Genomic DNA, 25,718 nt, shown 5'->3' on the forward strand with positions numbered 1-25,718 from the left:
TCCAGGTCAATGTGGTGCTACTTATTTTATTTAAAAAAAGTTTGTTGTTTTCCAAAAACAGAAACACTGAAAAATATATTCACAATATCAATGTTACTTACTGAAAATTAGCGCATTCCCCCGCCAGTACTCGCTTCCCGGTAAATGTTACAAAGCACTACGAAATATGTGCTCTTCGTCATAATCCTGACTTTTGCCTGATTAAAAGCATTGATAATTCGCGTCGCGAAAAATAACCTAAAGACGGTAGTTAATTCGAGGGTATTTCTGACTACCCCTGACCACTTGGTCTTTTCTGTTTTTCGCCGTTTAAGGCGTTTTAATTCGTCAAAGAGGAATAATCTATGCGTACGTTCAGTGGCAAACGTAGTGCGCTGGCGCTGGCTATCGCCGGTGTGACAGCAATGTCGGGCCTGGTGGTTGCGCCAGAGGCAAAAGCAGCAGGTTTCATCGAAGATTCCACCCTCACGGGCGGTATTTATTACTGGCAGCGTGAGCGTGACCGTAAAGACGTCACTGAAGATAAATACAAAACCAACCTTTCTCACTCGACCTGGAACGCCAACCTTGATTTCCAGTCGGGATATGCCGCCGATATGTTCGGGATCGATATTGCAGCGTTCACCGCAATTGAAATGGCCGAAAATGGCGACAGCGGCCATCCGAACGAAATTGCGTTCTCCTCCAGCAATAAAGCCTACGACGAAGACTGGTCCGGCGATAAAAGCGGAATCAGCCTGTATAAAGCGGCTGCAAAATTCAAATATGGTCCGGTCTGGGCGCGCGGAGGTTATATCCAGCCAACCGGTCAGACGCTGTTAGCGCCGCACTGGAGCTTTATGCCAGGCACCTATCAGGGGGTGGAAGCCGGTGCTAATTTTGACTACGGCGATGCGGGGGCGTTGAGCTTCTCCTATATGTGGACCAACGAGTACAAAGCGCCGTGGCACATTGAGATGGACAAGTTCTATCAGAACGATAAAAAAACCAAAGTTGATTATCTCCACTCGCTGGGAGCGAAGTACGACTTTAAAAACGATCTGGTGCTGGAAGCTGCATTTGGTCAGGCTGAAGGCTATATCGATCAGTACTTTGCTAAAGCCAGCTACAAATTTGATATCGCGGGTAGCCCGCTTAGCACCAGCTATCAGTTCTACGGTACGCGCGACAAGGTCAGTGATGGCAGCGTAAATGATATCTATGACGGCACCGCGTGGTTACAGGCGCTGACCTTCGGCTACAAGGTAGGTCAGGTTGATTTGCGTCTGGAGGGAACATGGGTCAAGGCAGAAGGGCAGCAGGGTTACTTCCTGCAACGTATGACGCCTACCTACGCCTCCTCTAACGGTCGTCTGGATATCTGGTGGGATAACCGCTCTGACTTTAACGCCGACGGCGAAAAGGCGGTCTTCTTCGGGGCAATGTATGACCTGAAAAACTGGAACCTGCCCGGCTGGGCAGTGGGAGCATCCTACGCGTACGCCTGGGATGCGAAGCCCGGGGATATGGCAACGCCAGACGCGTACTACGATCCGAACTACCGTCTGAAAGAGTCTTCATACAGTCTGGATGCGATTTATACCCTTCAGGAGGGCCGTGCGAAAGGCACGATGTTCAAACTGCACTTCACCCAGTATGACAACCACTCCGATATCCCGAGCTACGCGGGCGGCTACGGCAACATCTTCCAGGATGAACGTGACGTGAAATTCATGGTCATTGCGCCATTTACCATCTTCTGAGGAATGCTGCGGCGGGCGGTGTCCCGCCGTTATGGAGACTGAACATGATGAATAAAAGGGTAATCGTTGCGTTGCTGACCTTCGGGCTGGTGGCATGCGCGCAGGATCAGGTGCCGAAAGAGGACTCCCGTCTGAAAGAGGCCTACAGCGCGTGCATCAATACCGCACAGGGTTCACCTGAGAAGATTGAGGCCTGTCAAAGCGTGCTGAACGTGCTGAAAAAAGACAAAGCCCATGAGCAATTCGCCACGCAGGAAAACGTTCGCGTGATGGATTACCAGGCCTGTATTCAGGCGCGTAAAACCGGTAACGATCAGGAAGTGGCGAAGCGTTGCGATAAGATCTGGAACGAGATACGCAATAACAATAAATAAGTTGCTTTACGCCCGGTGGCGCAGCGTCACCGGGCTTTTTTCAGGCAAAAAAAAGCCAACCTCACGGCTGGCTCAGAGTATGAACACTCACTTATTTTGCGTCGTGCGCATGTTCATTTTCGCGGCAATCACCTTCAGCGCAGTGACCGTACAGGTACAGGCTGTGGTTGGTCAGGCGGATGCCATGACGGGCGGCGATTTCACGCTGGCGCGATTCAATGGAATCATCGCTAAATTCAATGACCTTGCCACAATCGAGGCAGATCAGGTGATCGTGGTGGTGCTGCTGAGTCAGCTCGAACACGGATTTACCGCCTTCGAAATTATGACGAGTAACAATGCCCGCGTCATCAAACTGGTTCAGCACACGATAGACGGTTGCCAGCCCAATCTCTTCACCCATATCGATAAGACGCTTATAAAGGTCTTCCGCACTGACATGGTGATTGTCTGGCCCCTGAAGCACTTCAAGGATTTTTAACCGAGGAAGCGTTACTTTCAGGCCAGCTTTCTTTAATGCGGTATTGTTGTCAGTCATGCGGAATCTGTCCTGTTGCTAAACGATTCACTTCAAAAGAAGAAGTGACAGAAAATGCACTTGGGATAATGCGTCTCATTATAGAACTGCCATGGCTAAATGAAAACTGCAAGTCTCAAGCAAAGTATGCTTATAAAAACGTGGTATCACCAACAAACTTGTTCGATGGCACCCACTTTTTACCAGGGGGATATTGTACAGGTCTGGGCGAAAAAGTTAAAAGTTTGTAGCAATTAATTTAATCGGTTTTACCTGGAAAACGGGCGCAACCGGAGTTGCGCCGCAGGGATATCAGGCGTTAAGGATATAGTCCAGGTTCAGCTCTTCACGAACCTGCTTAACCCATTTTTCTACACGCTCAGCGGTCAGCTCTGGCTGACGGTCTTCATCAATGGCCAAGCCAACGAAGTGATCGTCATCTGCCAGACCTTTGGAAGCTTCGAAATGGTAACCCGCCGTTGGCCAGTGACCGACGATCGCCGCACCGCGTGGCTCAATGATGTCGCGAATAGTGCCCAGCGCATCACAGAAATACTCAGCATAGTCTTCCTGATCGCCACAGCCAAACAGGGCAACCAGCTTGCCGTTGAAGTCTACTTCTTCCAGCGTCGGGAAGAAATCGTCCCAGTCACACTGTGCTTCACCGTAGTACCAGGTGGGGATGCCCAGCAGCAGGATGTCATAGCCCTCGAGATCTTCTTTGCTGCTCTTGGCGATGTCATGCACATCAGCAACGTCTTTACCGAGCTGTTTTTGAATGTTTTTTGCGATATTTTCAGTATTGCCGGTATCACTGCCAAAGAAAATGCCGATGATTGCCATGAGTAAAATAACCTCTTGAAACTTAATGGTATGGTGGCGCAAATTGTCCACGGATAAGGGCAATAATAGCAGAACAGGCAACCCTGCGGAAACAGCTATCACGCAGGACTGCACTCTGTGCTACATGAAAAAGGTAATATTGGGGATTTTCTGACTCACGCCTTGCCGCGTAACGTCTCAAGCTGGGCGATCAGCATCTCTTCGATCAGTTCGCTGCGGCTGATGTTGCGCGCGTCAGCTAATTCGTTAAGCGCATCGACGGCATCGGCATTCAGCTTCAGTTCGACACGCTTAAGCCCACGATTTTTATCGCGTTTAAGCTGGTTGCGTTTATTGATACGCAGCTGTTCATCGCGCGAAAGCGGATTCGTTTTCGGTCGTCCCGGTCGACGCTCATTCGCGAACAGATCTAGTGTCGTACGGTCCGTTTGTTCTTTGGCCATGATTCTGAGACTTCGGGGGAAACACGCCGCCCTGCTAATGCCCGGGCGATAAGCGCGCCATCATACATCACCCAAATCCACACGCCAACGACTGGAAGCCCGTCGTCTTCCGGTCGCTGGCTTTTTAATCAATTCGCTGTATCAGTAAGATAGCGGCGAATGGCGCGCAGGACGGCATCCGGTTTTTCCGCGTGTACCCAGTGCCCGGCACCCGCAATGACGTGAGCGCGAGCCTGCGGGAATTGCGCCAGCAGCGCGTCACGGTACGCGTCAGTGACGTAAGGGGAGTTGCCGCCGCGAATAAAAAGGGTAGGGTGCGGCCAGGCGGGGACGGCTTCCCAGCCCACAATATGCGAATACTGATCCCACAGCACCGGGACGTTAAAGCGCCATTGCCCGTCAACAAACGATTTCAGCAGGAACTGGACCACGCCTTCTTCATCAAGATGCTCGCGCATAACGGCAGCCGCCTGTTGGCGGGTTGCGACACCCGCTTCGGTGACCGCATTGATGGCGGCAAAAATCTCATCGTGACGGCGAACGTCGTAATTGACGGGCGCAACGTCGATGACCACCAGCCCGGAAATTCGCTCAGGTGCCAGCGCAGTGAGCGCCATCACCGCTTTACCGCCCATTGAATGCCCGATAAGCGTCGCTTTCTGAATATTATTCGCATCGAGGGTGTCCCGCAGATCCTGCGCCATGGCTGCGTAGGTCATCTCCTCCGAGCGCCCTGAAAGACCGTGATTGCGCATGTCAACCTGGAGGATCTCGTGATCGGTCACTAAATCGCGCGCCAGCACACCCAGATTATCCAGGCTACCAAACAGGCCGTGAACCAGTACGATGGGAGAATTATTGTTCGGCGATTGTGCAGTTTGCGCTCGGGTATTCAATTTCATGGCAAAGTTCTTTTTTTAGGTTTGTCAGGTTAGGGTATCATGTTGACCATTCTGCCGCCCGGGGGCAAGGATCCAGTTTAATCTGACTTTTGCCGCCAACCTGGTTTGACGCTATCCGCTGTTGGGATTTGACCTTATAATCTCAACGACTTGTATTCAGATAAGATATCGCACTGGATTAAGATGAAAACAATCGAAGTTGATGACGAACTCTATCAGTATATTGCCAGCCAGACGCGGCATATTGGGGAGAGCGCGTCCGACATTTTACGGCGCATGCTTAAAATTTCCGCCGCCTCACAGCCCACTCCTGTCACTAAAGATGTCGTGTCTCAGCCGAGCGTTGTTGCACAAGTAAAACCTGCCGTCATGCCGGCAAAGGACAAAGTGCGCGCGATGCGCGAGCTGCTGCTGTCCGATGAATATGCCGAGCAGAAAAAGGCCGTTAACCGCTTTATGCTGGTGCTGTCTACACTTTACTCACTGGATAACAACGCATTTGCAGAAGCGACAGAGTCGCTGCACGGTCGCACGCGCGTTTATTTCGCAGGCGACGAGCAGACCTTGCTGCAAAATGGCAACCAAACCAAACCCAAACACGTTCCCGGTACGCCATACTGGGTGATCACCAATACCAATACGGGCCGCAAGTGCAGCATGATCGAACATATCATGCAGTCCATGCAGTTCCCGGCGGAATTGATCGAAAAGGTTTGCGGTACAATTTAACCCTTGCATCAGAAGGACCAGGCAATGGCAAATCACAGCCGTGCAGGACAACCTGCGCAACAACGCGATTTGATTAACGTCGCTCAACTGACCGCGCAGTACTACGTGCTGAAACCGGTGGTGGGCAACGCAGAACACGCAGTGAAGTTTGGTACATCTGGCCACCGCGGCAGCGCGGCGCGCCACAGCTTTAACGAACCGCACATTCTGGCCATTGCTCAGGCCATCGCGGAAGAGCGCGCCAAAAATGGCGTCACCGGTCCGTGCTATGTAGGGAAAGATACCCACGCCCTGTCTGAACCTGCTTTTATCTCCGTGCTGGAAGTGCTGGCGGCGAACGGCGTAGACGTGATTGTTCAGGAGAACAACGGTTTCACGCCAACGCCTGCGGTGTCTAACGCTATTCTGGTACACAACAAAAAAGGTGGCGCGCAGGCTGACGGCATTGTGATCACCCCGTCCCACAACCCACCGGAAGATGGCGGCATCAAGTACAACCCACCAAACGGTGGCCCGGCGGATACCAACGTCACGAAAGTGGTGGAAGATCGCGCCAACGCGTTACTGGCTAACGGTCTGAACGGCGTGAAGCGTATCTCACTGGATGAAGCCATGGCCTCCGGCCACGTGAAAGAGCAGGATCTGGTTCAGCCGTTCGTGGAAGGGCTGGCGGATATCGTCGATATGGCCGCTATCCAGAAAGCCGGTCTGAAGCTGGGCGTGGATCCACTGGGCGGCTCCGGTATTGAATACTGGAAACTCATTGCCGAGCACTACAAGCTGGATCTGACCATCGTGAACGATCACGTCGATCAGACCTTCCGCTTTATGCACCTGGACAAAGACGGCGCGATCCGTATGGACTGCTCCTCCGAATGCGCAATGGCTGGCCTGCTGGCGCTGCGCGACAAGTTCGATCTGGCGTTTGCTAACGACCCGGACTACGACCGTCACGGTATCGTCACCCCGGCTGGGCTGATGAACCCGAACCACTACCTGGCTGTGGCCATTAATTATCTCTTCCAGCACCGTCCGCAGTGGGGCAAAGAGGTCGCGGTGGGTAAAACGCTGGTCTCTTCCGCCATGATTGACCGTGTGGTCGATGCGCTGGGCCGCAAGCTGGTGGAAGTGCCGGTGGGCTTCAAGTGGTTTGTTGACGGTCTGCACGACGGCAGCTTCGGCTTTGGCGGTGAAGAGAGCGCGGGGGCATCCTTCCTGCGCTTCGACGGCACCCCATGGTCAACCGATAAAGACGGCATCATCATGTGCCTGCTGGCGGCGGAAATCACCGCGGTCACCGGTAAGAACCCGCAGGAACATTACAACGAGCTGGCGGAACGTTTTGGTGCGCCAAGCTATAACCGTATCCAGGCTGGCGCCACGTCTGCGCAAAAAGCAGCTCTGTCAAAACTCTCTCCGGAGATGGTCAGCGCCAGCACCCTGGCAGGTGACCCGATCACCGCGCGTCTGACGGCGGCGCCGGGTAACGGCGCATCCATCGGCGGCCTGAAGGTGATGACCGAAAACGGCTGGTTCGCCGCGCGTCCATCCGGTACGGAAGATGCGTACAAAATCTATTGCGAAAGCTTCCTCGGCGCTGAGCATCGTCAGCAGATTGAGAAAGAAGCGGTAGAGATTGTCAGCGAAGTGCTGAAAAACGCGTAAGTGGTGTTTGGTGCGGGCTGATGCCCTCACCCCGGCCCTCTCGCACGGGGAGAGGGAGAAAACACTAAAAACGGCAACCTCAGGGTTGCCGTTTTGCTTTTACCTAACTGTGCTTGTTCTTCAATTCAAATCTCGGCGACACCAGACCGTACAGCGTCCAGCCCATAAAGGTCACCATCGCACCATACAGCATCGCTTCCTGGCCGGAGGAATAGAGCGCATAGAAGCTGTAAATTGCGCCAATCAGCGCCACAATATTGGCCGCACGGGCTTTGCGCGGATCAACCTTCGCCACCTTCTGAATAATCACCAGCGCCGCCATCGACAAAATGTACGGAATGATGTTCGTCACCACCGCCAGGTTGACCAGCACGTTAAACTGGCTGTTCAGTGACGGGCTGATGGTCATCAGCGACAAACCACTCTGGAAGATGACAATCGCCAGCATCCCTTGCACAGGTGCATCCGCTTTGGTCACGCGGGAGAAGATTTTCGGGAAATAGCCTTCGTCAGCCGAGGATTTAAACACCTGAGCGATGGTGAACTGCCAGCCCAGCAGCGAGCCGCAGCAGGACATCACCATCAGTCCCATAATCACTTTCCCTACCTCCGGCGTAAACATCTGCGCAAACGCCAGCCCGAACGGCGCCGTGGAGTTGGCCAGATCCATGTTGGGCACAATTCCCGCAATCACGTTTGTCGAGACGATATAGATCACCGCCGCCCCCAGCGTCCCGCCGAGTACCGCGATCGGCACATTTTTCTCCGGGTTTTCCACCACTTCCGCATTCGCACAGGCTGACTCCAGCCCGAGGAAGGCCCACAGCGTCATGGCGATGGACGATCCCACGGCAGTGAAGAACGGTACGTGATGCGGATTCCAGGAGTTGGCGTACAGGGTCGGGCTGAACCAGAACCAGCCGATGATGCACAGGCCGACAACCGGGATAATCACGCCCCAGACGGTAATGCTGCTAAGTTGTCGGGTGATGCGCGCGCCGCCAAAGTTGGCGACGGTACAGATCCACAGCACGCCGATGGTTGCCAGCCCAATCTGCACCGGGGTCAGCGTCGCCCCAAACAGCTCCGTGCCGTAACCGACAGCGGAAATGGCAATCGCCACGTTGGCGATCAGCAGCGACACGCCGTAGGTATAGTTCGCCATAAAGTTACCGGACTTACCGAACGCATATTCGGCATAGCCACCCATCCCGCCGGACTTGCGGCTGAACATTCCGCACTTGGCAAAGGCCCATGCCAGCGCCATCGAACCCACGGCGGTAACAAGCCAGGAGATAATCGAAATCGTCCCCACTTCAGCGAGCTTGGTGGGCAGCATGATGATCCCCGAACCCATCATATTCACCATGGTGAGAATAGTGAGTTGCACCACGCCCATCTTGTTGGCCTTACTCATAATTTTTCTCCTTTCAGCAGCGATGGCTGAGCGGCAGGTTGTTTGATGACGTAGCAGCGCACCTGTTTGCGACCGTCACACTCCTCGACGTAAACCCCCTGTAACTCCGGCGCAAAGCCCGGCAGCAGATTGATCCCGTCTTCCAGCGCGGCGAAGTAGCGCAGCACGGAACCGCCCCAGACTTCCCCCGGAACCACGCACAACACCCCCGGTGGGTAAGGCAGCGCGCCTTCCGCGGCGATACGGCCTTCCGCGTCGCGCAGGGACACCAGCTCGACCTCACCGCGCAGATAGGCATAGTTCGCCTCCTGCGGGTTCATCATGACGCGCGGGAAGTGAGACCTGCGGAACATCTCTTTTTGCAGCTGCTTCACGTTATGGCGGGCATAGAGGTCGTGCATCTCCTGACAAATCTGACGCAGGGTATAATCCGCATAACGTTCCGGATGTTGCTTATAAAGAGAGGGCAGAACCTCTTTCAGCGGCACATCGCTCTGGAGCAGTTTTTCGAAGCGCACCAGCTGGGCGACGAGCTGCTGCAATTTGCCCATGTCCTCCGCCGGGGTGAGCAGGAACAGAATGGAATTGAGGTCGCATTTTTCCGGCACGATGCCGTTTTCACGCAGGAAGTTGGCGAGGATGGTGGCGGGCACGCCGAAATCATCGTACTCGCCGGTGCGGGCGTTGATGCCTGGCGTGGTCAGCAGCAGTTTGCAGGGATCGATAAAATACTGATGCTCGGCATATCCCTCAAAGGCGTGCCAGCGTTCGCCCGGAACAAAATGGAAGAAGCGCAGATCGGTAGCAATCTCTGCCGTATCCCAGCTTTCCCATGGACGGCCATCCACCGTCTCTGGCACGAACGGACGAATAAACTGACAGTTCTGAAGGATCAGTTTTCGCGCTTCGATACCGGTCACCACGCAGTCCATCCACATGTTGCGCCCACTTTGCCCCTCGTGCATGCGGGCGTTGATATCCAGGGCGGCAAACAGCGGATAGAACGGGCTGGTGGAGGCGTGCATCATAAAGGCGTTGTTGAGGCGCTTATGCGGGACATAGCGCGCCTGGCCTTTTATATGGCTGTCCTTCTTATGGATTTGCGAGGTTTGCGAGAAGCCCGCCTGCTGCTTATGCACCGACTGGGTAACCAGAATGCCTGGATCGTTTTCGTTCAGCTCCAGCAGCAGCGGTGAGCAGTCGGCCATCATCGGGATAAACTGCTCGTAACCCACCCAGGCGGAGTCAAACAGAATGTAATCGCACAGGTGACCAATCTTATCCACCACCTGACGGGCGTTATAAATGGTACCGTCGTAGGTGCCCAGCTGGATCACCGCCAGACGGAAGGGACGTTCATCCCGCGCGCGACCAGGCGCGACCTCTGACACCAGTTCCCGCAGGTAACTCTCGTCGAAACAGTGTGCGTCAATACCGCCGATAAACCCGTACGGGTTGCGCGCCGTTTCCAGATACACCGGCGTCGCGCCTGCCTGTAACAGTGCTCCGTGGTGATTAGATTTATGGTTATTGCGATCGAACAGCACCAGATCGCCTGGCGTGAGGAGGGCATTGAGCACCACTTTGTTGGAAGAGGAGGTGCCGTTCAGCACGAAGTAGGTTTTATCCGCATTAAAGACTTTTGCCGCATGCTGTTGGGCGATGCATGGCGCGCCTTCATGGATCAGCAGATCGCCCATTGCCACGTCGGCATTGCACAGATCGGCGCGGAAAAGCGTTTCGCCAAAGAAATCGACAAACTGGTTTCCGGCCGGATGGCGGCGGAAGAACTGGCCTCCCTGATGTCCGGGGCAGTCAAACGCACTGTTCCCCTGCTGGACGTAATCGACCAGCGCGCGGAAGAACGGCGGGCGGAGCTGGGTTTCGTACTTCTGCGCAGCCGCTTCAAGCTGGCGCCCGTAGTACGCATTGCTGGTGTCGGAGTACTCAAAAACGCCGTGAATACGCGACAGAAATTCAGCCGGAACCCTTTCTTCTTTATGCGTGGCAATAAACACCGGAATACCGAATCCCGTGGCTTCTATTTCTTCTATGGCGCCATTGAAAATATCGCTGACGGCCAGAACCACGGCTGCCACATCAATATAATCCGATGCGGTGATATCCACAATGTCGCGCGAAGTGGTAAAGCATTCAGGGCAGGCACGGCTGACGGCAATTTTTAACGTTTTCATCTTTATCTCTTTATTTCAGGCAATATGGGGCCCTCGACTTCTTGCGGTAAAGAAATCGATTATTTCCGGAAAAAAAAAGCAAAGCGTGTCCGCTGATACGAAATCAGTTAATTGCTTTTTTGCTGAGTAGAATTCAGTCCGCCCGGTTGCGGAGAATCTGAATCACAAGGAATGAGCGCAGGTGTTCACAGGCAACAGCCTGTAAAATAGCGTGTTTCAGGATAACCTGTAAGCAGATGCGCCAGAAGTCGAAGGACTACCGGGCGTTAAAGAGATGAAAGTCAAAACAGTTTCGGTGGGCAAACATCATGATATGTGTTGTCCGCCTTATATGGGGCATTAAACGATTATTGTTTTCCATGTTCAATTTCCTTTCAGTAATTGAAAGCATGGTCATTTTATCCAGGAAAAAGGGATTAACTGTGAAACAGATCACCAATAACCGATCATTTCAGAAATAATTAGTCGTTTTGAGTGAATAACGCAGATCAAAATGCCGTTTTGTTGGTTCGGTGTTAAATTGATGTTCTAATTGTGTTTAAAGAGGGCGAATATAGCCGTGAAAATAATCTCATCGTTATTTTCATGGCTATATTCAGGCTGGTAAGTTTTTATTTAAAATTAAAGTGAATACTTATTCAGATCATAAACCGATATCCGATACCGGTTTCTGTTAATAAATGACGAGGACGCGCGGGATCGGCTTCAAGCTTCTGGCGAAGGTGTCCCATATAAATGCGTAAATAGTGACTATGCTCGACAGCATTCGGCCCCCAGACCTGGCTTAACAGCTGTCGCTGCGTTAACACTTTACCATGGTTATTGAGCAGCACGGCCAGCAGACGAAACTCAATAGGCGTAAGGTGGATCTCTTCTTCTCCTCTTACGATGCGGCGTGCAGCAAGATCGACGCGGATATCGCCAAAGGCGTACACCGGGTCGGAAGGGGAGGTGGCACTGTGTCGACGCAGCGCCACACGAAGCCGGGCCTGTAACTCGCCAATGCCAAACGGTTTGATCAGATAATCATCCGCTCCGGCATCCAGTGCGGCGATTTTATCCGTCTCTTCGGTGCGGGCAGAGAGCACCAGAATAGGCATCTGGCTCCACTGACGCACCTCACGAATAAAATCGATGCCGTCGCCATCCGGAAGTCCCAGATCCAGGATCACCAGATCTGGCTTGCGGGTCGCGGCTTCAATCAACCCTCGTTGAAGCGTTCCGGCTTCATGAACGCGCAAACCGTCGCCTTCCAGCGCGGTACGCAGAAATCGGCTGATAGCGAGCTCATCTTCAACAATCAGAACGTTAATCACAAATCCTCTGGTAATTCATCAAGTTCTGGTGGGCTTTCCAGAGGAAGTGTAACACAAAAGCGTGCCCCACCTTCCGGGCGGTTCTCTGCGGAAATGGTGCCGCCATGCACGTCGACAATCGCCTGGCAGATCGCCAGCCCCAGCCCAACGCCAGGAATGGCGGATTCCTTATTACCGCGCGCAAATTTTTCGAATATGGCGCGCTCCTGACCGGCCGGAATACCCGGCCCGTTATCCCAGACGTCGAGCCGCAGCACACGTTTATCCACCCTGGCAGCAATCCCCAGCCGGGCCTTTGCCCCGGCGTATTTAGCGGCATTTTCCAGAAGATTAATCAGCACGCGCTCAAACAGCGGGCCATCCACATGGATTAACGTCAGGGGTTCCGGCATGTCCAGCTCAATATGGCGCCCGCCGAGACCCGGCTCCAGCATCTTCAGCGCACTGCCGACAACCTCCTCAAGGGTGAGCCACTCTTTTTTGAGGTTAAACCCGCCGGACTGAATGCGCGCCATGTCCAGCAGGTTGTTCACCAGGCGCGTGGTATTCAGCACGTGCTGGCGAATTTCGCTGGCCTGCATCGCGTGCTTTGATCCTTCCGCCGCCAGATCCAGCGTCAGAATTTCGGACTGGCCAAACAGCACGGTAAGCGGCGTGCGCAAATCGTGAGACAGCGCTGCCAGCAGCGAGTTGCGAATACTTTCGCGCTCGCTTGCCAGCCGCGCCTGCTCTTCGCTGGCGGTGAGCGCCAGCCGTTCAAGGGCGCTGGCGACCAGCAGGGTGAAGGTTTCAAGCAGGCGCTGCTGCTCGGGGATCATCAGCTGACGCAGGTTAGACGGCTCGACGATGACCAGCCCGTGATTTTTATCCGCGCTGCGCAGCGGCAGGATCTGGTAAGGCACGCCGGGGAGCGTGTCGGTGCCGGCGCCGGCAGGTAAACCCTTATCGAAACTCCAGCGGGCAATCGCTTCATCCCAGGGCGTCATCCCCGAAGGGGAGGTCAGCGGGCGAAGGCGCCCTTGTTCGTCGGGGAGCAAAATCAGGTTACTGGCATGAAAGGTCGAACGGATAAACTGCTCGCTGGTCTGCACGATATCTCGCTGCGTGCGGCCAACCGCCAGCGATTTTGACATTTCATACAGATGGCGCGTGCGCTGCTCGCGATAGCGGGCAATGCGTGCCTGGTAGCGCACGCCTGCCGTCAGATTCCCGATCACCAGCCCGACGGTAAGCATCACGGCAAAGGTCAGAATGTACTGCACGTCCGAGACAGCAAGCGTCCCGCGCGGAGCAATAAAGAAGAGATCGAAGCTGATGACGTTGATCACCGTCGCCAGCACCGACGGCCAGCGGCCATAAAAGAGCGCGACCACAACGACGCCGAGCAGATAAATCATGACCAGATTGGCGGCGTCGAAGGCGATGAGCCACTGGCTGGCAATCACCGTAATCAGGGCGCAGAGGACCACGGCCACCATGCAGCCCCGGATCTGAATGCGCCATTTATCGCCAAAGGTGCGAGCGTCCGGCGTACGGTTGGGCAGGGGGGCGGGCTTGTCATCCAGCGCGACGATGACTAAATCAAGATCCGGCGCGCGGCGGGCCAGCCTGTCGGCAAAAGATTCGCGGCTAAACCAGCGGCGGTGCTGGCGACGTCCAATGACAATCTTGCCCAGGTTGTGCTCCCGCGCGTAGCGCAGAATGGCTTTATCTTCCTGCGGATCGGAAAGGGTTGCGGTTTCGGCGCCCAGCTCCTGCGCCAGCCGCAGCGCGCTCAAAATGGCGCGGCGCTGATTTTCCGGCAGGCCATGCAGCTGCGGCGTTTCGACGTAGACCGCGTGCCAGACGCTGCCAAACTTCGCTGCAAGCCGGGCGGCGGTGCGAACCAGTTTTTCGTTGCCGCTGCCGTGACCAATGCATAACAGAATGGCGTCCCGCGTGTGCCAGACGCGCTCTTGTCCCTGTAGGTCTCGCCAGGCGCGCATCTGGTCATCAACGCGATCGGCGGTGCGGCGCAGGGCCAGCTCGCGCAGGGCAATCAGGTTTCCTTTGCGGAAAAAATGTTCGATGGCGCGTTCGGCCTGGCCGGCAATATACACTTTGCCTTCATGCAGGCGCTGGCGCAGATCGTCCGGCGGCAGGTCAACCAGTACGACTTCATCGGCAGAATCAAAAAACGGATCGGGGACGGTTTCCCGCACCTGGATACCGGTTACGCCGCTCACCACGTCGTTCAGGCTTTCCAGATGCTGAACATTCACCGTGGTGAAGACGTCAATGCCTGCCTCAAGCAGCTCCTCAACATCCTGCCAGCGCTTCGGATGGCGGGAGCCTGGCGCATTGCTGTGCGCCAGTTCGTCCATCAGGATCAGGGCAGGGCGGCGGGCGAGGGCGGCATCAAGATCAAACTCCGTGACCAGCCGCCCGCGATGGCTGATACGCTGGGGCGGCTGCGTCGCCAGCCCCGTCAGCAGCGCAGCAGTCTCTTTGCGACCGTGGGTTTCCACCACGCCGATGAGAATATCAAGCCCCTGCGCCCGAAGCCGCTGGGCTTCCGTCAGCATGGCGAAGGTTTTCCCGACACCCGCGCAGGCGCCGAAAAAAATTTTCAGCTTGCCACGGTGGGCTTCAGCCGTCTGTTCAAGCAGCCTGTCCGGATCCGGGCGCATGGGCTCGTCCGTCATTTAGTTCTTCCTTAGCGCATCCAGCGCCAGATTCAGCTCAACAATGTTCACTACCGGCATGCCGATGAAGCTGACCAGCGGCTTTTGCGTATGTTCTGCAACCAGCTGGCTCACCTGCTCGACGGTCAGCTGACGGGCGGCGGCCACGCGAGGGATCTGCCAGACCACCGCGTCCGGCGTCAGGCTGTAATCCAGCCCGCTCGCGGAGGCGGTGACCAGCTCAACCGGCACCTCACGGCTGGCCTGCGGATTCGCAGCGCGCAGGGCGGCAACGCGTTCAGCAATGGCTTTGTCCAGGTCAGGGTTACTGCCCGCCAGATTGCTGCCGCCGGAGGCCATTGGATTATACGGGCTTTCCGCAGTGGCGGAAGGGCGTCCCTGGAAGTAGCGTGGGTCCGTAAAGTTCTGCCCAATCAGACGCGAGCCGCGGTTTTCACCGTTCTGGATAATCAGCGAGCCGTTGGCCTGATCCTGAAACCACCACTGGCCCAGCGCGGTAGTCATCAGCGGGTAAAGCCCGCCGGTAATCAGAGACAGCAGAATAAACAACAGTATAGCGGGACGTAACATCGTCATTGGATCCACCTTTTAAACCAGCCCGAACAGCGTTAGCAACATGTCGATAACCTTGATCCCAATAAAGGGCACCACCAGCCCACCCAGACCGTAAATCCACAGGTTACGGCGCAGCATGGCGGCGGCCGTCAGCGGCTTATAGCTCACCCCTTTCAGCGCCAGCGGAATAAGAAAGACAATAATCAGCGCGTTGAAGATCACCGCGCTCAGAATGGCCGAGGCCGGAGAGTGCAGGTGCATCACGTTCAGGGCATTTAGCTGCGGGTAGGTTGCCGCAAACGCCGCCGGAATGATGGCGAAATACTTTGCCACGTCGTTGGCGATACTGAACGTGGTCAGCGAGCCGCGCGTCATCAGCATCTGCTTCCCGATGTGCACCACCTCGATCAGCTTGGTCGGGTTCGAGTCGAGATCCACCATGTTGCCCGCCTCTTTTGCCGCCTGGGTACCGGAGTTCATTGCCACCGCCACGTCGGCCTGCGCCAGCGCCGGGGCGTCGTTGGTGCCGTCGCCGGTCATCGCCACCAGACGACCTTCCGCCTGATACTGGCGAATGAGCGCCAGCTTTGCTTCCGGCGTCGCTTCGGAAAGGAAATCATCCACGCCCGCTTCGGCGGCAATGGCCGCCGCAGTCAGACGGTTATCCCCGGTGATCATCACCGTTTTAATGCCCATCTTACGCATCTGGGCGAAACGCTCTTTTATACCGCCTTTAACGATATCCTTCAGAGCGATCACCCCCAGAACGCTTGCACCTTCCGCCACCACCAGCGGGGTTGCCCCCTGACGCGCCACGCTTTCCACCAGATGGTCGACTTCCGGGGGGAAGTGTCCATTATTGGCTTCAATATGACGGCGAATGGCATCAACGGACCCTTTACGGATCATCCGGTCCTGAATGTTAATGCCGCTCATGCGGGTTTGCGCCGTGAAGGGAACGAACGTAGCGTGCAGGCTTTGTACGTCGCGCTGGCGCAGGTTAAAGCGCTGCTTGGCGAGGATCACGATACTGCGGCCTTCCGGGGTTTCATCGGCCAGCGAGGAAAGCTGCGCCGCGTCAGCCAGCGTTTTTTCATCCACGCCGGGAGCAGGTAAAAAGTCAGAGGCCTGACGATTGCCCAGGGTGATGGTCCCGGTTTTATCCAGCAGCAGCACGTCTACGTCCCCCGCCGCTTCAACGGCGCGTCCGCTGGTGGCGATGACGTTAGCGCCCAGCATACGGCTCATCCCCGCCACGCCAATCGCGGAAAGCAGGCCACCAATAGTGGTGGGGATCAGACAGACCAGCAGGGCGATCAGTACGGTGATGCTGACCGCTGTACCGCCGTAGGCGGAGAAGGGCCACAGGGTCGCCGTTGCCAGCAGGAAGACAATGGTGAGCGCCACCAGCAGAATGGTCAGGGCGATCTCGTTCGGCGTTTTACGACGCTGTGCGCCTTCCACCATGGCGATCATCCGGTCGAGAAAGGTTTCGCCCGGGTTAACGCTGCACTGGATCACCAGCCAGTCGGAAAGAATGCGCGTTCCGCCGGTAACTGAGGCGAAATCTCCGCCCGACTCACGGATCACCGGTGCGGATTCCCCGGTAATGGCGCTTTCGTCTACCGACGCGCCGCCCTCAATCACTTCCCCGTCGCAGGGGATGATGTCGCCGGCTTCCACCAGCACCACGTCACCTTTACGCAGTTCATCCGCCGGTACGTGGTCCATGTGCGCGCCGTATTTAGGTTCGCGTAATTTGCGCGCAAAGGCGGTTTTTTTGACCCCTTTCAGACTGTTGGCCTGCGCTTTACTGCGGCCTTCCGCCAGCGCTTCGGCGAAGTTGGCGAACAGCACGGTAAACCACAGCCACAGGCTGATGGCGCCGGTAAAGGTTGCATTCCCCAAAAGGTGTCCCGTTCCCATGGCAATCGCCAGTACGGTGGTGAGTAAACTTCCAGTCCAGACAATAAACATCACCGGGTTGTGCCACTGGACGCGCGGGCTCAGTTTTTTTACCGCATCCATGAGGGCCTGACGAACTAAGGTCGGTTCGAGCAGGGCCAGTTGTTTACGACTCATGAAAAATTCTCCGCAAAATCAGCGTAAAGAGAGATATTCCGCAACCGGGCCTAACGCGAGGGCGGGGATAAAGGTCAGGGCACCTACCAGCAGAACGGTGCCAATCAGCAGGCCGACGAACAGCGCGCCGTGAGTCGGTAACGTACCGGTGGTGGTCGGCTGGATCTTCTTATTCACCAGTGTTCCGGCGATCGCCATGACGGGAATAATCACGCCGAAACGACCGACGAACATGCAGAACGCCAGCAGACAGTTCCAGAACGGTGAGTTGGCGCTTAACCCTGCAAAGGCGCTGCCGTTGTTGTTTGCGGCAGACGAAACGGCGTAAAGCACTTCGCTAAAGCCGTGAATGCCCGGGTTAAAGATGCCGCTGCGCCCGGCGTCGGTCATCAGCGCCAGCGCGGTACCGAGCAGCACAAGGGCGGGGGTGACCAGGATCGCCAGCGCGGTTAATTTCATTTCGCGGACGTCGATTTTTTTGCCGAGATATTCCGGCGTGCGGCCGATCATCAGCCCGGCGATAAACACGGCGAGCAGGACGAACAACAGCATGCCGTACAGCCCCGAACCGACCCCACCGAAAACTACCTCGCCAATCTGCATCAGCCACATCGGGATCATGCCGCCGAGCGCGGTGAAAGAGTCATGCATGGCGTTCACCGCCCCGCAGGAGGCCGCCGTGGTGACCACCGCATAGAGGCTGCTGGCAAGAATGCCGAAGCGGCTCTCTTTGCCTTCCAGGTTGATATTGCTGTTAGCCCCCAGCTGCATGAAGTGGCTGTTGCCGTTCCATTCGGCCCACATCACCAGTGCTACGCAGACCACGAAGATTAACGACATGGCCCACAGCAGCGTACGGCCCTGGCGGCGATCGTTAACTACATCGCCAAAGGCGAAGCAGAGCGCGGTGGGGATCAGGAAGATCGTCAGCATCTGTACAAAATTGGTTAACGCCGTTGGGTTTTCAAACGGATGCGATGAATTGGCGTTGAAGAAGCCGCCCCCATTGGTGCCCAGCATCTTGATTGCTTCCTGCGACGCCACCGGCCCCATTGGCAGGAGTTCCCTGGCCCCTTCAAGCGAGGTGAAAGGGGTATAAGGCAGCAGGTTTTGCAGAGTGCCTTGCTGAATAAAGAACAGGGCAATAATCAGCGCAACAGGCACCAGGATCCAAAGGGTGATGCGTGTGACATCAACCCAGGCGTTGCCGAGAGTGCTGACATTCTGACGGGCAAACGCGCGCGTCAGGGCGAAGATCACCGCGATACCGCTGGCCGCAGAAAGAAAGTTCTGCACGGTTAACCCGGCCATCTGGCTGAAGTAGCTGAGCGTGGTTTCACCGGCGTAAGACTGCCAGTTGGTGTTGGTGACAAAGCTGACCGCCGTGTTCAGTGCCAGATGCCAGGATAACCCCGGTAAATGCTGCGGGTTCAACGGCAGACTGCCCTGGAGTATTAGCAGCGTAAAGAGGGCAATAAGCCCCACGATATTCAGAAGCAGTATCGCCATCAGGTATTGGCGCCAGTTCATTTCCCGGTCGCTGATACCTGAAATGCGCCAGAGCACATTTTCAATATTTCGCGTGCCCGGCAATGGCACGTTGTTTATCAGCCGCGCCAGCGCTGTTCCCAGCGGCCTGGCGAACACAAACAGTACCAGTAAAAAGCTGGCAATAAGCAAAAACGCCTGAGCAGCCATCAGAATGCCTCCGCATTAATCAGGGCATAAATCAGATAACCCAATAACAGGAACACCAGCACGATGCCGGCAATCAGACCTGCACTCACACTCCACCTCCGGGTGACTTTTGTTGTTGTACAAACGGTAGGATTTGTGGCGCAAAGATTTCGCAAAAATCAGAAGGGCAGGTGTAAAAAAAGTATAAAAAAGCGAAAAGCCACAATTTAACTATTGGTAAGTAAATCGTTAACTTTTTTGTAACTTAATTACAGGCATGAATGTAAATATTCACGAAATGGATGAAAATAAGTGGTCGGATGAGTAGTAAAATTACAAACAAAGCGGTATTATTTTAACCAGGTCACAGATTTCACATTTTCCGGAGACGGTTTCCGGCCAACTACAGGGGAGAAAAATATGGATCTTTATAAAGAGTTTCCGGCTCATATCATTTTCATGCGTCGCACTTTCGCCGTTGTGGCTGGCGTGCTGGCCCTGCCGGTGATGTTGTTCTGGAAAGATCGCGCACGTTTCTACAGTTACCTGCATCGCGTCTGGGCGAAAACCAGCGAGAAGCCGGTGTGGATGGATCAGGCCGAGAAAGCAACCTGCGATTTCTACTGATACGGTGTGACATCGTAGCCATAAAAAAACCGCCTACAGCAAAGTGGCGGTTTTTTTGTCCCTCGGGATTCGCGGTCCGTTGGGTAATCTTGCAGCCCCTACCCGGGATTTTTATCATACCCTTCTTTAAAAAGTTCGCAATCCACTTCACCTTTATAAATTCCTAATTTTACTGAAATAACTTACTTTTGGCGTTGGTGTTAATTATGATGCCACGTCCCTTTCCGCCATCTCGCAAATGGGCATCGGTCCTGGGAAAGGTGTATCCATAGCCGTAAAGCAGCCCACCTACCCGGGCTTGTGTCCACCGATTTATCACCGGTGGTGATAGGTGGAGCGGTTAGCAGCAGGGACCGCATAGTGAAACGCTATTTATGCATTGCGTTCACTGTCGCCAGCGCACTCGTTGTAAAGAGTGATAAACCGGATGTGTTTATTGCCTTTACCCCGATAGTGCAGGACAAGTAGCGTTAAGGCCGCCTCGGGCGGCCTTTTTTATTTCATCCCGTCTACACTTCATGGCAAAGTAGTTCAATGCATGCCTTTTTCCTTTTACGGCATGCCCTTACGGACATAATGGACAATTGCCAGGAGTTTTATGCCCACCCATCTGGTTTGGTTTCGCGCGGATTTACGCATTCACGACAACTTCGCTCTCGCGGCGGCCTGCCGCGCTAAAGACGCGAATGTGCTGGCCCTGTTTATCGCCACGCCTGAACAGTGGCGGCAGCATGACATGGCGCCCCGGCAAGCGGCACTGCTCAGCGCGTATCTGAATGACCTGCAACATTCACTGGCCGAAAAAGGCATTCCGCTGATCTATAAAGAGGCCCATGATTTTGCCGCTCAGCGTCAGACGGTGCAGGCAATCTGCCAGCAGTACGCAGTAACGCATCTTTATTACAACTATCAGTATGAATTCAACGAGCAGCAGCGGGATCGTCAGCTGGAGAAATCCCTCGCGGGCGTGGTCTGTGAAGGCTTTGATGACAGCGTGATGCTCGCGCCTGGCAGCGTAATGACCGGCAGTCACGAGATGTATAAAGTTTTCACGCCGTTTAAAAATGCCTTTATCAAACGCCTGAAAGAGGGACTACCTGAGTGCGTTACCGCCCCGTCCGTGAGAGGGGAAACGATAACGGATCTGCCGGCGATCAGGCTGAATTATCCCCAGCAGTCGTTCGATGAAACAGTGTTCCCCGCCAGCGAGAAAGCGGCTATCGCCCGGTTGCGTCAGTTCTGCGCGCAGGGGGCGGTTGAGTACGAGGCGCGTCGGGATTTTCCAGCGATTGAAGGCACCAGCCGCTTGTCGGCCTGTCTAGCGCTGGGCGCGCTCTCTCCGCGCCAGTGTTTACATCGCCTGCTGGCGGAACAGCCTCAGGCGTTAGACGGGGGGGCGGGCGCAGTGTGGCTGAACGAACTGATCTGGCGTGAGTTCTATCGCCATCTGATGACGTATCATCCTGATTTGTGTAAACATCGGCCCTTTATTCGTTGGACCGAACAGGTACAGTGGCAGTCGAATGAGAAGCTGCTTAAGGCATGGCAGCATGGGCTTACCGGCTTCCCGATTGTTGATGCAGCTATGCGGCAGCTCAATGAAACCGGGTGGATGCATAACCGTCTGCGTATGATTACCGCCAGCTTCCTGGTGAAGGATCTGCTTATCGACTGGCGAACCGGAGAGCGTTATTTTATCTCTCAGCTGATCGATGGCGATCTGGCGGCGAATAACGGCGGCTGGCAGTGGGCGGCCTCCACCGGAACGGATGCGGCTCCCTATTTTCGGATCTTCAATCCGACCACGCAGGGACAACGATTTGACGCCGACGGCGAGTTTATCCGCCGCTGGCTGCCTGAGCTTAAGGATGTCCCGGCCAAAGCCATTCATGAACCCTGGGTATGGGCGGATAAACAGCGTGTTACCCTGAACTATCCCCGTCCCATTGTCGACCATAAACAGGCGCGCGTCGCCACGCTGGCGGCGTACGAAGCCGCCCGAAAAGTTTGAGAGAATGATGATGAAAAACAGTGAACTGGAACGCCTGATTAACGAAAAACTCAACACGGCTTCGTTTAGCGACTACGGCCCGAATGGCTTGCAGGTGGAGGGGCGCGAGACGGTGCAAAAAATTATCACCGGCGTGACGGCAAGCCAGGCGCTGCTGGATGAGGCGGTGCGTCAGGAAGCCGATGCGGTGATTGTCCACCACGGTTATTTCTGGAAAAACGAATCACCGATTATTCGCGGCATGAAGCGCAACCGACTCAAAACGCTGCTGGCGAATGACATCAACCTGTACGGCTATCACCTGCCGCTCGATGCGCATCCTGAGCTGGGGAACAACGTTCAGCTTGCGCAACTGCTGGGGATTACCGTGATGGGTGAAATTGAACCCCTGGTGCCGTGGGGCGAACTGTCGATGCCGGTTCCGGGTCTGGAGCTGGCCTCGTGGATCGAAGCGCGCCTGGGGCGTCGTCCGCTGTGGTGCGGCGACACCGGGCCGGATACCGTGAAGCGCGTGGCATGGTGCACCGGCGGCGGCCAGGGCTTTATTGACAGCGCGGCGCGTTTTGGTGTCGACGCCTTCATTACCGGCGAAGTCTCCGAGCAGACTATCCACTCAGCCCGTGAACAAGGCCTGCATTTTTACGCGGCGGGCCATCACGCCACCGAGCGTGGCGGCATCCGCGCCCTCAGCGAGTGGCTGACGGAAAATACCGATCTGGATGTGACGTTTATTGATATCCCTAATCCGGCCTGATGAGAGGTAGTTAAGTGCAGCGAGCGCGTTGTTATCTTCTGGGTGAAACCGCAGTGGTTCTGGAACTTGAGCCTCCGGTGACGCTTGCCACGCAAAAGCGTATCTGGCGTCTGGCTCAGCGACTGCCCGAGCTACCCGGCGTGGTTGAAGCTATTCCGGGTATGAATAATATCACCGTGGTGCTGCGTGATCCGCACACGGGGGCGCTGGATGCCATTGAGCGTCTGCAACGCTGGTGGGAGGAGAGCGAGGCGCTGGAGCCGGAATCGCGCACGATTGAGATCCCGGTTGTCTATGGCGGCAAGGGAGGCCCCGACCTTGGCGTGGTGGCCGAGCACTGTGGATTAACGGAGAAGCAGGTTGTGGAGCTGCATAGCTCAGTCGACTATGTTGTCTGGTTTTTGGGATTTCAGCCGGGTTTCCCTTATCTGGGCGGGTTATCGCCCCAGCTGCATACGCCGCGCCGGGCTGAGCCGCGCCTGAGCGTACCGGCGGGCAGCGTGGCGATTGGTGGCGAGCAAACGGGAATTTATCCGCTCGCTTCACCGGGAGGCTGGCAGCTGATTGGGCACACGTCCACGCCGTTATTCGAACCAGGCCAGGACGCGCCCATACTCCTGCGTCCGGGGGATACGCTGCGCTTTATCCCGCAGAAGGAGGGAGTATGTTAACGCTTATTCGCGCAGGGCTTTACACCTCGGTACAGGATGCCGGGCGTTTTGGGCTGCGTCAGTCGGGCGTGAGCTACTGCGGTGCGCTTGATCGTCCCTCGCTGGAGATTGCCAACCTGCTGGTAGGTAACGCAGGCAGCACGGCGGCGTTAGAAATTACGCTGGGTCAGTGCGTGATTGAGTTTGGTCAGGAAGCCTGGTTTGCCTTAACCGGCGCGGGCTGTGACGCGACGCTGGACGGCAAAGTGGTGTGGACCGGCTGGCGCCTGCGGGCGAAGGCCGGGCAGCGTCTGACGCTCAAGCGTCCTCTGCACGGCGTGCGTAGCTATCTTGCGGTAGCGGGGGGGATCGACGTGCCGGAGGTGCTGGGCTCATCCAGCACCGACCAGAAAGCGGGAATGGGCGGCCATGAAGGACGGCTGCTGCGCGACGGCGATCGTCTGCGAATAAAGACCTCAACGCGCCATTTCACCACCACGCAGGGCGTGAAACAGCTGCTGTGGGGGAACGTGATCCGCGCCTTACCAGGACCGGAATACCAGGAGTTTGATGAAGCCGCGAAAGAGTCTTTCTGGCGCTCGCCGTGGAAGATCAGCCCGCAGAGTAACCGCATGGGTTACCGGCTTCAGGGACAGCCGCTGACCCGCACGACTGACCGGGAGCTGCTTTCCCATGGTCTGTTGCCGGGGGTGATTCAAGTGCCAGGCAACGGACAGCCCATCGTACTGATGAACGATGCGCAAACCACGGGAGGATATCCGCGTATTGCCTGCATTATCGAAGCCGATCGCTACCATCTGGCGCAAATTCCTCTCGGTCAGCCAATTCATTTTGTGCAGTGTTCGCTGGAGGAGGCACTGAAAGCCCGGCAGGATCAGCAGCGTTATCTCGAACAGCTGGCGTGGAGGCTCGATGGTAAAGATTGATTTAAACGCCGATCTGGGAGAGGGCAGCAGCGCCGATGCGGCGCTGATGACGCTGGTCTCCTCGGTGAATATCGCCTGCGGGTTTCATGCCGGCGATGCGCAGACCATGCTGGCGAGCGTGCGCAATGCCATGAAAAACGGCGTGGCGATAGGCGCTCACCCCAGCTTTCCGGACCGGGAAAACTTTGGCCGCACGGCGATGGATCTGCCGCCTGAGACGGTTTACGCGCAAATGCTCTACCAGATCGGCGCGCTGGAGGCGATAGTGCGCGCTGAGAATGGCGTGTTGCGCCACGTCAAGCCGCACGGCATGCTCTATAACCAGGCGGCGAAAGATCCGGTGCTGGCGGATGCCATTGCCCGCGCGGTGCGGGACTGCAATCCGCGTCTGGTGCTGGTGGGCCTGGCGGGCAGCGAGCTTATTCGTGCCGGCGAACGGCTGGGGCTGAGCACGCGGCAGGAAGTGTTTGCCGATCGGGGATACCTGCCGGACGGCAGCCTGGTTCCGCGCACGCGGGCCGGTGCGCTGATCACCGACGAAGGTAAAGCGCTGGCGCAGACGCTGGAGATGGTGCGCTTCGGGCGAGTAACCTCAACGGAGGGTACAACGGCAAACGTTCAGGCTGATACGGTGTGCTTACACGGTGACGGCGAGCATGCGCTCCAGTTTGCGCGACGCCTGCGGGCGGCGTTCTCGGAAGAGGGCATTGTTGTCAGCGCAGAATAATCATGAAAGGACAATAACATGCCAGAAGGTCCGGAGATCCGCCGCGCGGCGGATAGCCTGGAGGCGGCGATAAAGGGCAAACCTCTGACACACGTCTGGTTTGCCTTTCCTCAACTCAAGCCGTTTGAATCGCAGCTGGTGGGGCAGACGGTGACCCACATTGAAACGCGCGGCAAAGCGTTACTCACCCACTTTTCCCATAACCTGACGTTATACAGCCATAATCAGCTTTACGGCGTCTGGCGGGTGGTGGAGGCGGACGAGCAGCCGCAAACGACCCGCGTGCTGCGAGTGCGGCTACAAACGGCGGATAAGGCGATCCTGCTCTACAGCGCCTCTGATATCGAAATGTTAACGCCAGAGCAGTTGCTCACGCATCCGTTCTTACAGCGGGTTGGGCCGGACGTGCTGGATATGCGCCTGACGGCGAGCGATGTGAAGACCCGACTGCTATCGCCCACATTCCGCAACCGGCAGTTTTCCGGGCTGTTGCTCGATCAGGCATTTCTGGCAGGGCTGGGAAACTACCTGCGGGTGGAGATCCTCTGGGAAGTCGGGCTGGCACCGCAGCACAAAGCGTCGCAGTTGAGCGATGAACAGCTTGAGGCGCTGTCCCACGCGCTGCTGGACATCCCGCGGCTGTCGTACAACACGCGCGGCATGGTGGATGAGAACAAGCATCACGGGGCGCTGTTCCGGTTCAAGGTGTTTCATCGGGCGGGGAAGAAGTGCGAGCGGTGCGGCGGGATTATCGACAGGATTATGCTCTCTTCGAGACCCTTTTACTGGTGTCCACATTGTCAAAAATAAAAAAGCCGGGTGGTGGCTACGCCTTACCCGGCCTATGTTTCGCATTTGTAG

24 protein-coding genes and 1 pseudogene are annotated in these 25,718 nt (G+C 56.1%); 11 read left to right on the forward strand and 14 right to left on the reverse strand.

The genetic code is table 11. From position 1 onward, the window contains the following. Positions 1 to 158: 158 nt before the first annotated feature. Positions 159 to 257 (reverse strand): annotated as a pseudogene (locus RY075_RS06720) (methionine synthase); the annotation flags it as partial. A gap of 87 nt (positions 258 to 344) precedes the next feature. Here RY075_RS06720 and chiP point away from each other — a divergent pair. Further along, on the forward strand, positions 345 to 1,742 hold the full coding sequence (gene chiP / locus RY075_RS06725) for a chitoporin (protein WP_338628339.1): 1,398 nt from the start codon (positions 345 to 347) through the stop codon (positions 1,740 to 1,742). A gap of 47 nt (positions 1,743 to 1,789) precedes the next feature. Then, positions 1,790 to 2,116: a ChiQ/YbfN family lipoprotein gene (chiQ, locus tag RY075_RS06730; RefSeq protein ID WP_045350624.1), complete on the forward strand. Its 327-nt coding sequence runs from the start codon at positions 1,790 to 1,792 to the stop codon at positions 2,114 to 2,116. A gap of 91 nt (positions 2,117 to 2,207) precedes the next feature. On the opposite strand, the gene fur is transcribed toward chiQ, so the two are convergent. The 4 genes from fur to ybfF form a co-directional block, all read right to left on the reverse strand. Continuing rightward, a complete protein-coding gene (gene fur / locus RY075_RS06735) occupies positions 2,208 to 2,654 on the reverse strand; it encodes a ferric iron uptake transcriptional regulator (RefSeq protein ID WP_003858655.1) in 447 nt (148 codons plus the stop codon). A gap of 291 nt (positions 2,655 to 2,945) precedes the next feature. Further along, complete coding sequence (fldA, locus tag RY075_RS06740; RefSeq protein WP_302378532.1) at positions 2,946 to 3,476, reverse strand: flavodoxin FldA; 531 nt, start codon at positions 3,474 to 3,476, stop codon at positions 2,946 to 2,948. A 155-nt stretch (positions 3,477 to 3,631) separates the two neighbouring features. Further along, on the reverse strand, positions 3,632 to 3,919 hold the full coding sequence (ybfE, locus tag RY075_RS06745; protein ID WP_003858652.1) for a LexA regulated protein: 288 nt from the start codon (positions 3,917 to 3,919) through the stop codon (positions 3,632 to 3,634). 128 nt (positions 3,920 to 4,047) lie between these two features. Further along, positions 4,048 to 4,821 (reverse strand): esterase, encoded by a 774-nt coding sequence (ybfF, locus tag RY075_RS06750; protein WP_003858651.1) that lies wholly within the window; start codon positions 4,819 to 4,821, stop codon positions 4,048 to 4,050. 183 nt (positions 4,822 to 5,004) lie between these two features. Between ybfF and seqA the strand changes: the two genes are divergently transcribed. Both seqA and pgm read left to right on the forward strand, forming a co-directional pair. After that, complete coding sequence (gene seqA / locus RY075_RS06755; RefSeq protein ID WP_003858650.1) at positions 5,005 to 5,550, forward strand: replication initiation negative regulator SeqA; 546 nt, start codon at positions 5,005 to 5,007, stop codon at positions 5,548 to 5,550. A gap of 24 nt (positions 5,551 to 5,574) precedes the next feature. Next, positions 5,575 to 7,215, forward strand: coding sequence for a phosphoglucomutase (alpha-D-glucose-1,6-bisphosphate-dependent) (pgm, locus tag RY075_RS06760; protein ID WP_232967346.1), 1,641 nt, complete (start codon positions 5,575 to 5,577; stop codon positions 7,213 to 7,215). A gap of 103 nt (positions 7,216 to 7,318) precedes the next feature. On the opposite strand, the gene potE is transcribed toward pgm, so the two are convergent. From potE to kdpF, 9 genes are all read right to left on the reverse strand, one after another. Beyond that, positions 7,319 to 8,632 carry a putrescine-ornithine antiporter gene (gene potE, locus RY075_RS06765; protein WP_338628341.1) on the reverse strand — a complete coding sequence of 438 codons (1,314 nt, stop codon included), beginning with the start codon at positions 8,630 to 8,632 and terminating at the stop codon, positions 7,319 to 7,321. Then, a complete protein-coding gene (gene speF, locus RY075_RS06770; protein ID WP_022650609.1) occupies positions 8,629 to 10,827 on the reverse strand; it encodes an ornithine decarboxylase SpeF in 2,199 nt (732 codons plus the stop codon). The genes potE and speF overlap by 4 nt, the downstream gene beginning before the upstream one ends. A gap of 256 nt (positions 10,828 to 11,083) precedes the next feature. Continuing rightward, positions 11,084 to 11,188, reverse strand: coding sequence for a leader peptide SpeFL (gene speFL, locus RY075_RS06775; protein WP_003858645.1), 105 nt, complete (start codon positions 11,186 to 11,188; stop codon positions 11,084 to 11,086). A 277-nt stretch (positions 11,189 to 11,465) separates the two neighbouring features. Continuing rightward, positions 11,466 to 12,143, reverse strand: coding sequence for a two-component system response regulator KdpE (kdpE, locus tag RY075_RS06780; RefSeq protein ID WP_003858643.1), 678 nt, complete (start codon positions 12,141 to 12,143; stop codon positions 11,466 to 11,468). Continuing rightward, the gene (gene kdpD, locus RY075_RS06785) at positions 12,140 to 14,827 is read right to left on the reverse strand and encodes a two-component system sensor histidine kinase KdpD (protein ID WP_059370808.1); all 2,688 of its coding nucleotides are present in this window, start codon (positions 14,825 to 14,827) and stop codon (positions 12,140 to 12,142) included. The genes kdpE and kdpD overlap by 4 nt, the downstream gene beginning before the upstream one ends. Next, positions 14,828 to 15,403, reverse strand: coding sequence for a potassium-transporting ATPase subunit KdpC (gene kdpC, locus RY075_RS06790; protein WP_003858641.1), 576 nt, complete (start codon positions 15,401 to 15,403; stop codon positions 14,828 to 14,830). It lies immediately after the preceding gene. A gap of 12 nt (positions 15,404 to 15,415) precedes the next feature. Continuing rightward, entirely contained in the window at positions 15,416 to 17,464 is a 2,049-nt protein-coding gene (gene kdpB / locus RY075_RS06795; protein ID WP_032665446.1) for a potassium-transporting ATPase subunit KdpB, read from the reverse strand. Positions 17,465 to 17,482: 18 nt separating this feature from the next. Next, a complete protein-coding gene (kdpA, locus tag RY075_RS06800) occupies positions 17,483 to 19,162 on the reverse strand; it encodes a potassium-transporting ATPase subunit KdpA (protein ID WP_063401314.1) in 1,680 nt (559 codons plus the stop codon). Next, a complete protein-coding gene (gene kdpF / locus RY075_RS06805) occupies positions 19,162 to 19,251 on the reverse strand; it encodes a K(+)-transporting ATPase subunit F (RefSeq protein ID WP_003858638.1) in 90 nt (29 codons plus the stop codon). Before kdpF ends, kdpA begins: the two co-directional genes overlap by 1 nt. 310 nt (positions 19,252 to 19,561) lie before the next feature. Between kdpF and RY075_RS06810 the strand changes: the two genes are divergently transcribed. The 7 genes from RY075_RS06810 (at position 19,562) to nei (ending at position 25,667) form a co-directional block, all read left to right on the forward strand. Next, positions 19,562 to 19,768 (forward strand): YbfA family protein, encoded by a 207-nt coding sequence (locus RY075_RS06810; RefSeq protein ID WP_003858637.1) that lies wholly within the window; start codon positions 19,562 to 19,564, stop codon positions 19,766 to 19,768. Between the two features lie 598 nt (positions 19,769 to 20,366). Next, entirely contained in the window at positions 20,367 to 21,779 is a 1,413-nt protein-coding gene (phrB, locus tag RY075_RS06815; protein ID WP_022650613.1) for a deoxyribodipyrimidine photo-lyase, read from the forward strand. Positions 21,780 to 21,789: 10 nt separating this feature from the next. After that, positions 21,790 to 22,533, forward strand: a complete 744-nt coding sequence (locus tag RY075_RS06820; RefSeq protein ID WP_003858635.1) for a type 2 GTP cyclohydrolase I — start codon at positions 21,790 to 21,792, stop codon at positions 22,531 to 22,533. Between the two features lie 14 nt (positions 22,534 to 22,547). Continuing rightward, positions 22,548 to 23,204, forward strand: a complete 657-nt coding sequence (gene pxpB, locus RY075_RS06825; RefSeq protein ID WP_003858633.1) for a 5-oxoprolinase subunit PxpB — start codon at positions 22,548 to 22,550, stop codon at positions 23,202 to 23,204. Beyond that, on the forward strand, positions 23,198 to 24,130 hold the full coding sequence (gene pxpC, locus RY075_RS06830) for a 5-oxoprolinase subunit PxpC (protein ID WP_232967348.1): 933 nt from the start codon (positions 23,198 to 23,200) through the stop codon (positions 24,128 to 24,130). Before pxpB ends, pxpC begins: the two co-directional genes overlap by 7 nt. Beyond that, on the forward strand, positions 24,117 to 24,857 hold the full coding sequence (gene pxpA, locus RY075_RS06835; protein WP_003858628.1) for a 5-oxoprolinase subunit PxpA: 741 nt from the start codon (positions 24,117 to 24,119) through the stop codon (positions 24,855 to 24,857). Before pxpC ends, pxpA begins: the two co-directional genes overlap by 14 nt. Before the next feature lie 18 nt (positions 24,858 to 24,875). Continuing rightward, positions 24,876 to 25,667, forward strand: a complete 792-nt coding sequence (nei, locus tag RY075_RS06840; RefSeq protein WP_003858627.1) for an endonuclease VIII — start codon at positions 24,876 to 24,878, stop codon at positions 25,665 to 25,667. Positions 25,668 to 25,718 lie beyond the last annotated feature (51 nt).

Origin of the sequence: Enterobacter sp. JJBC (genome assembly GCF_036936505.1) — a bacterium.
GTDB lineage: Bacteria > Pseudomonadota > Gammaproteobacteria > Enterobacterales > Enterobacteriaceae > Enterobacter > Enterobacter hormaechei_C.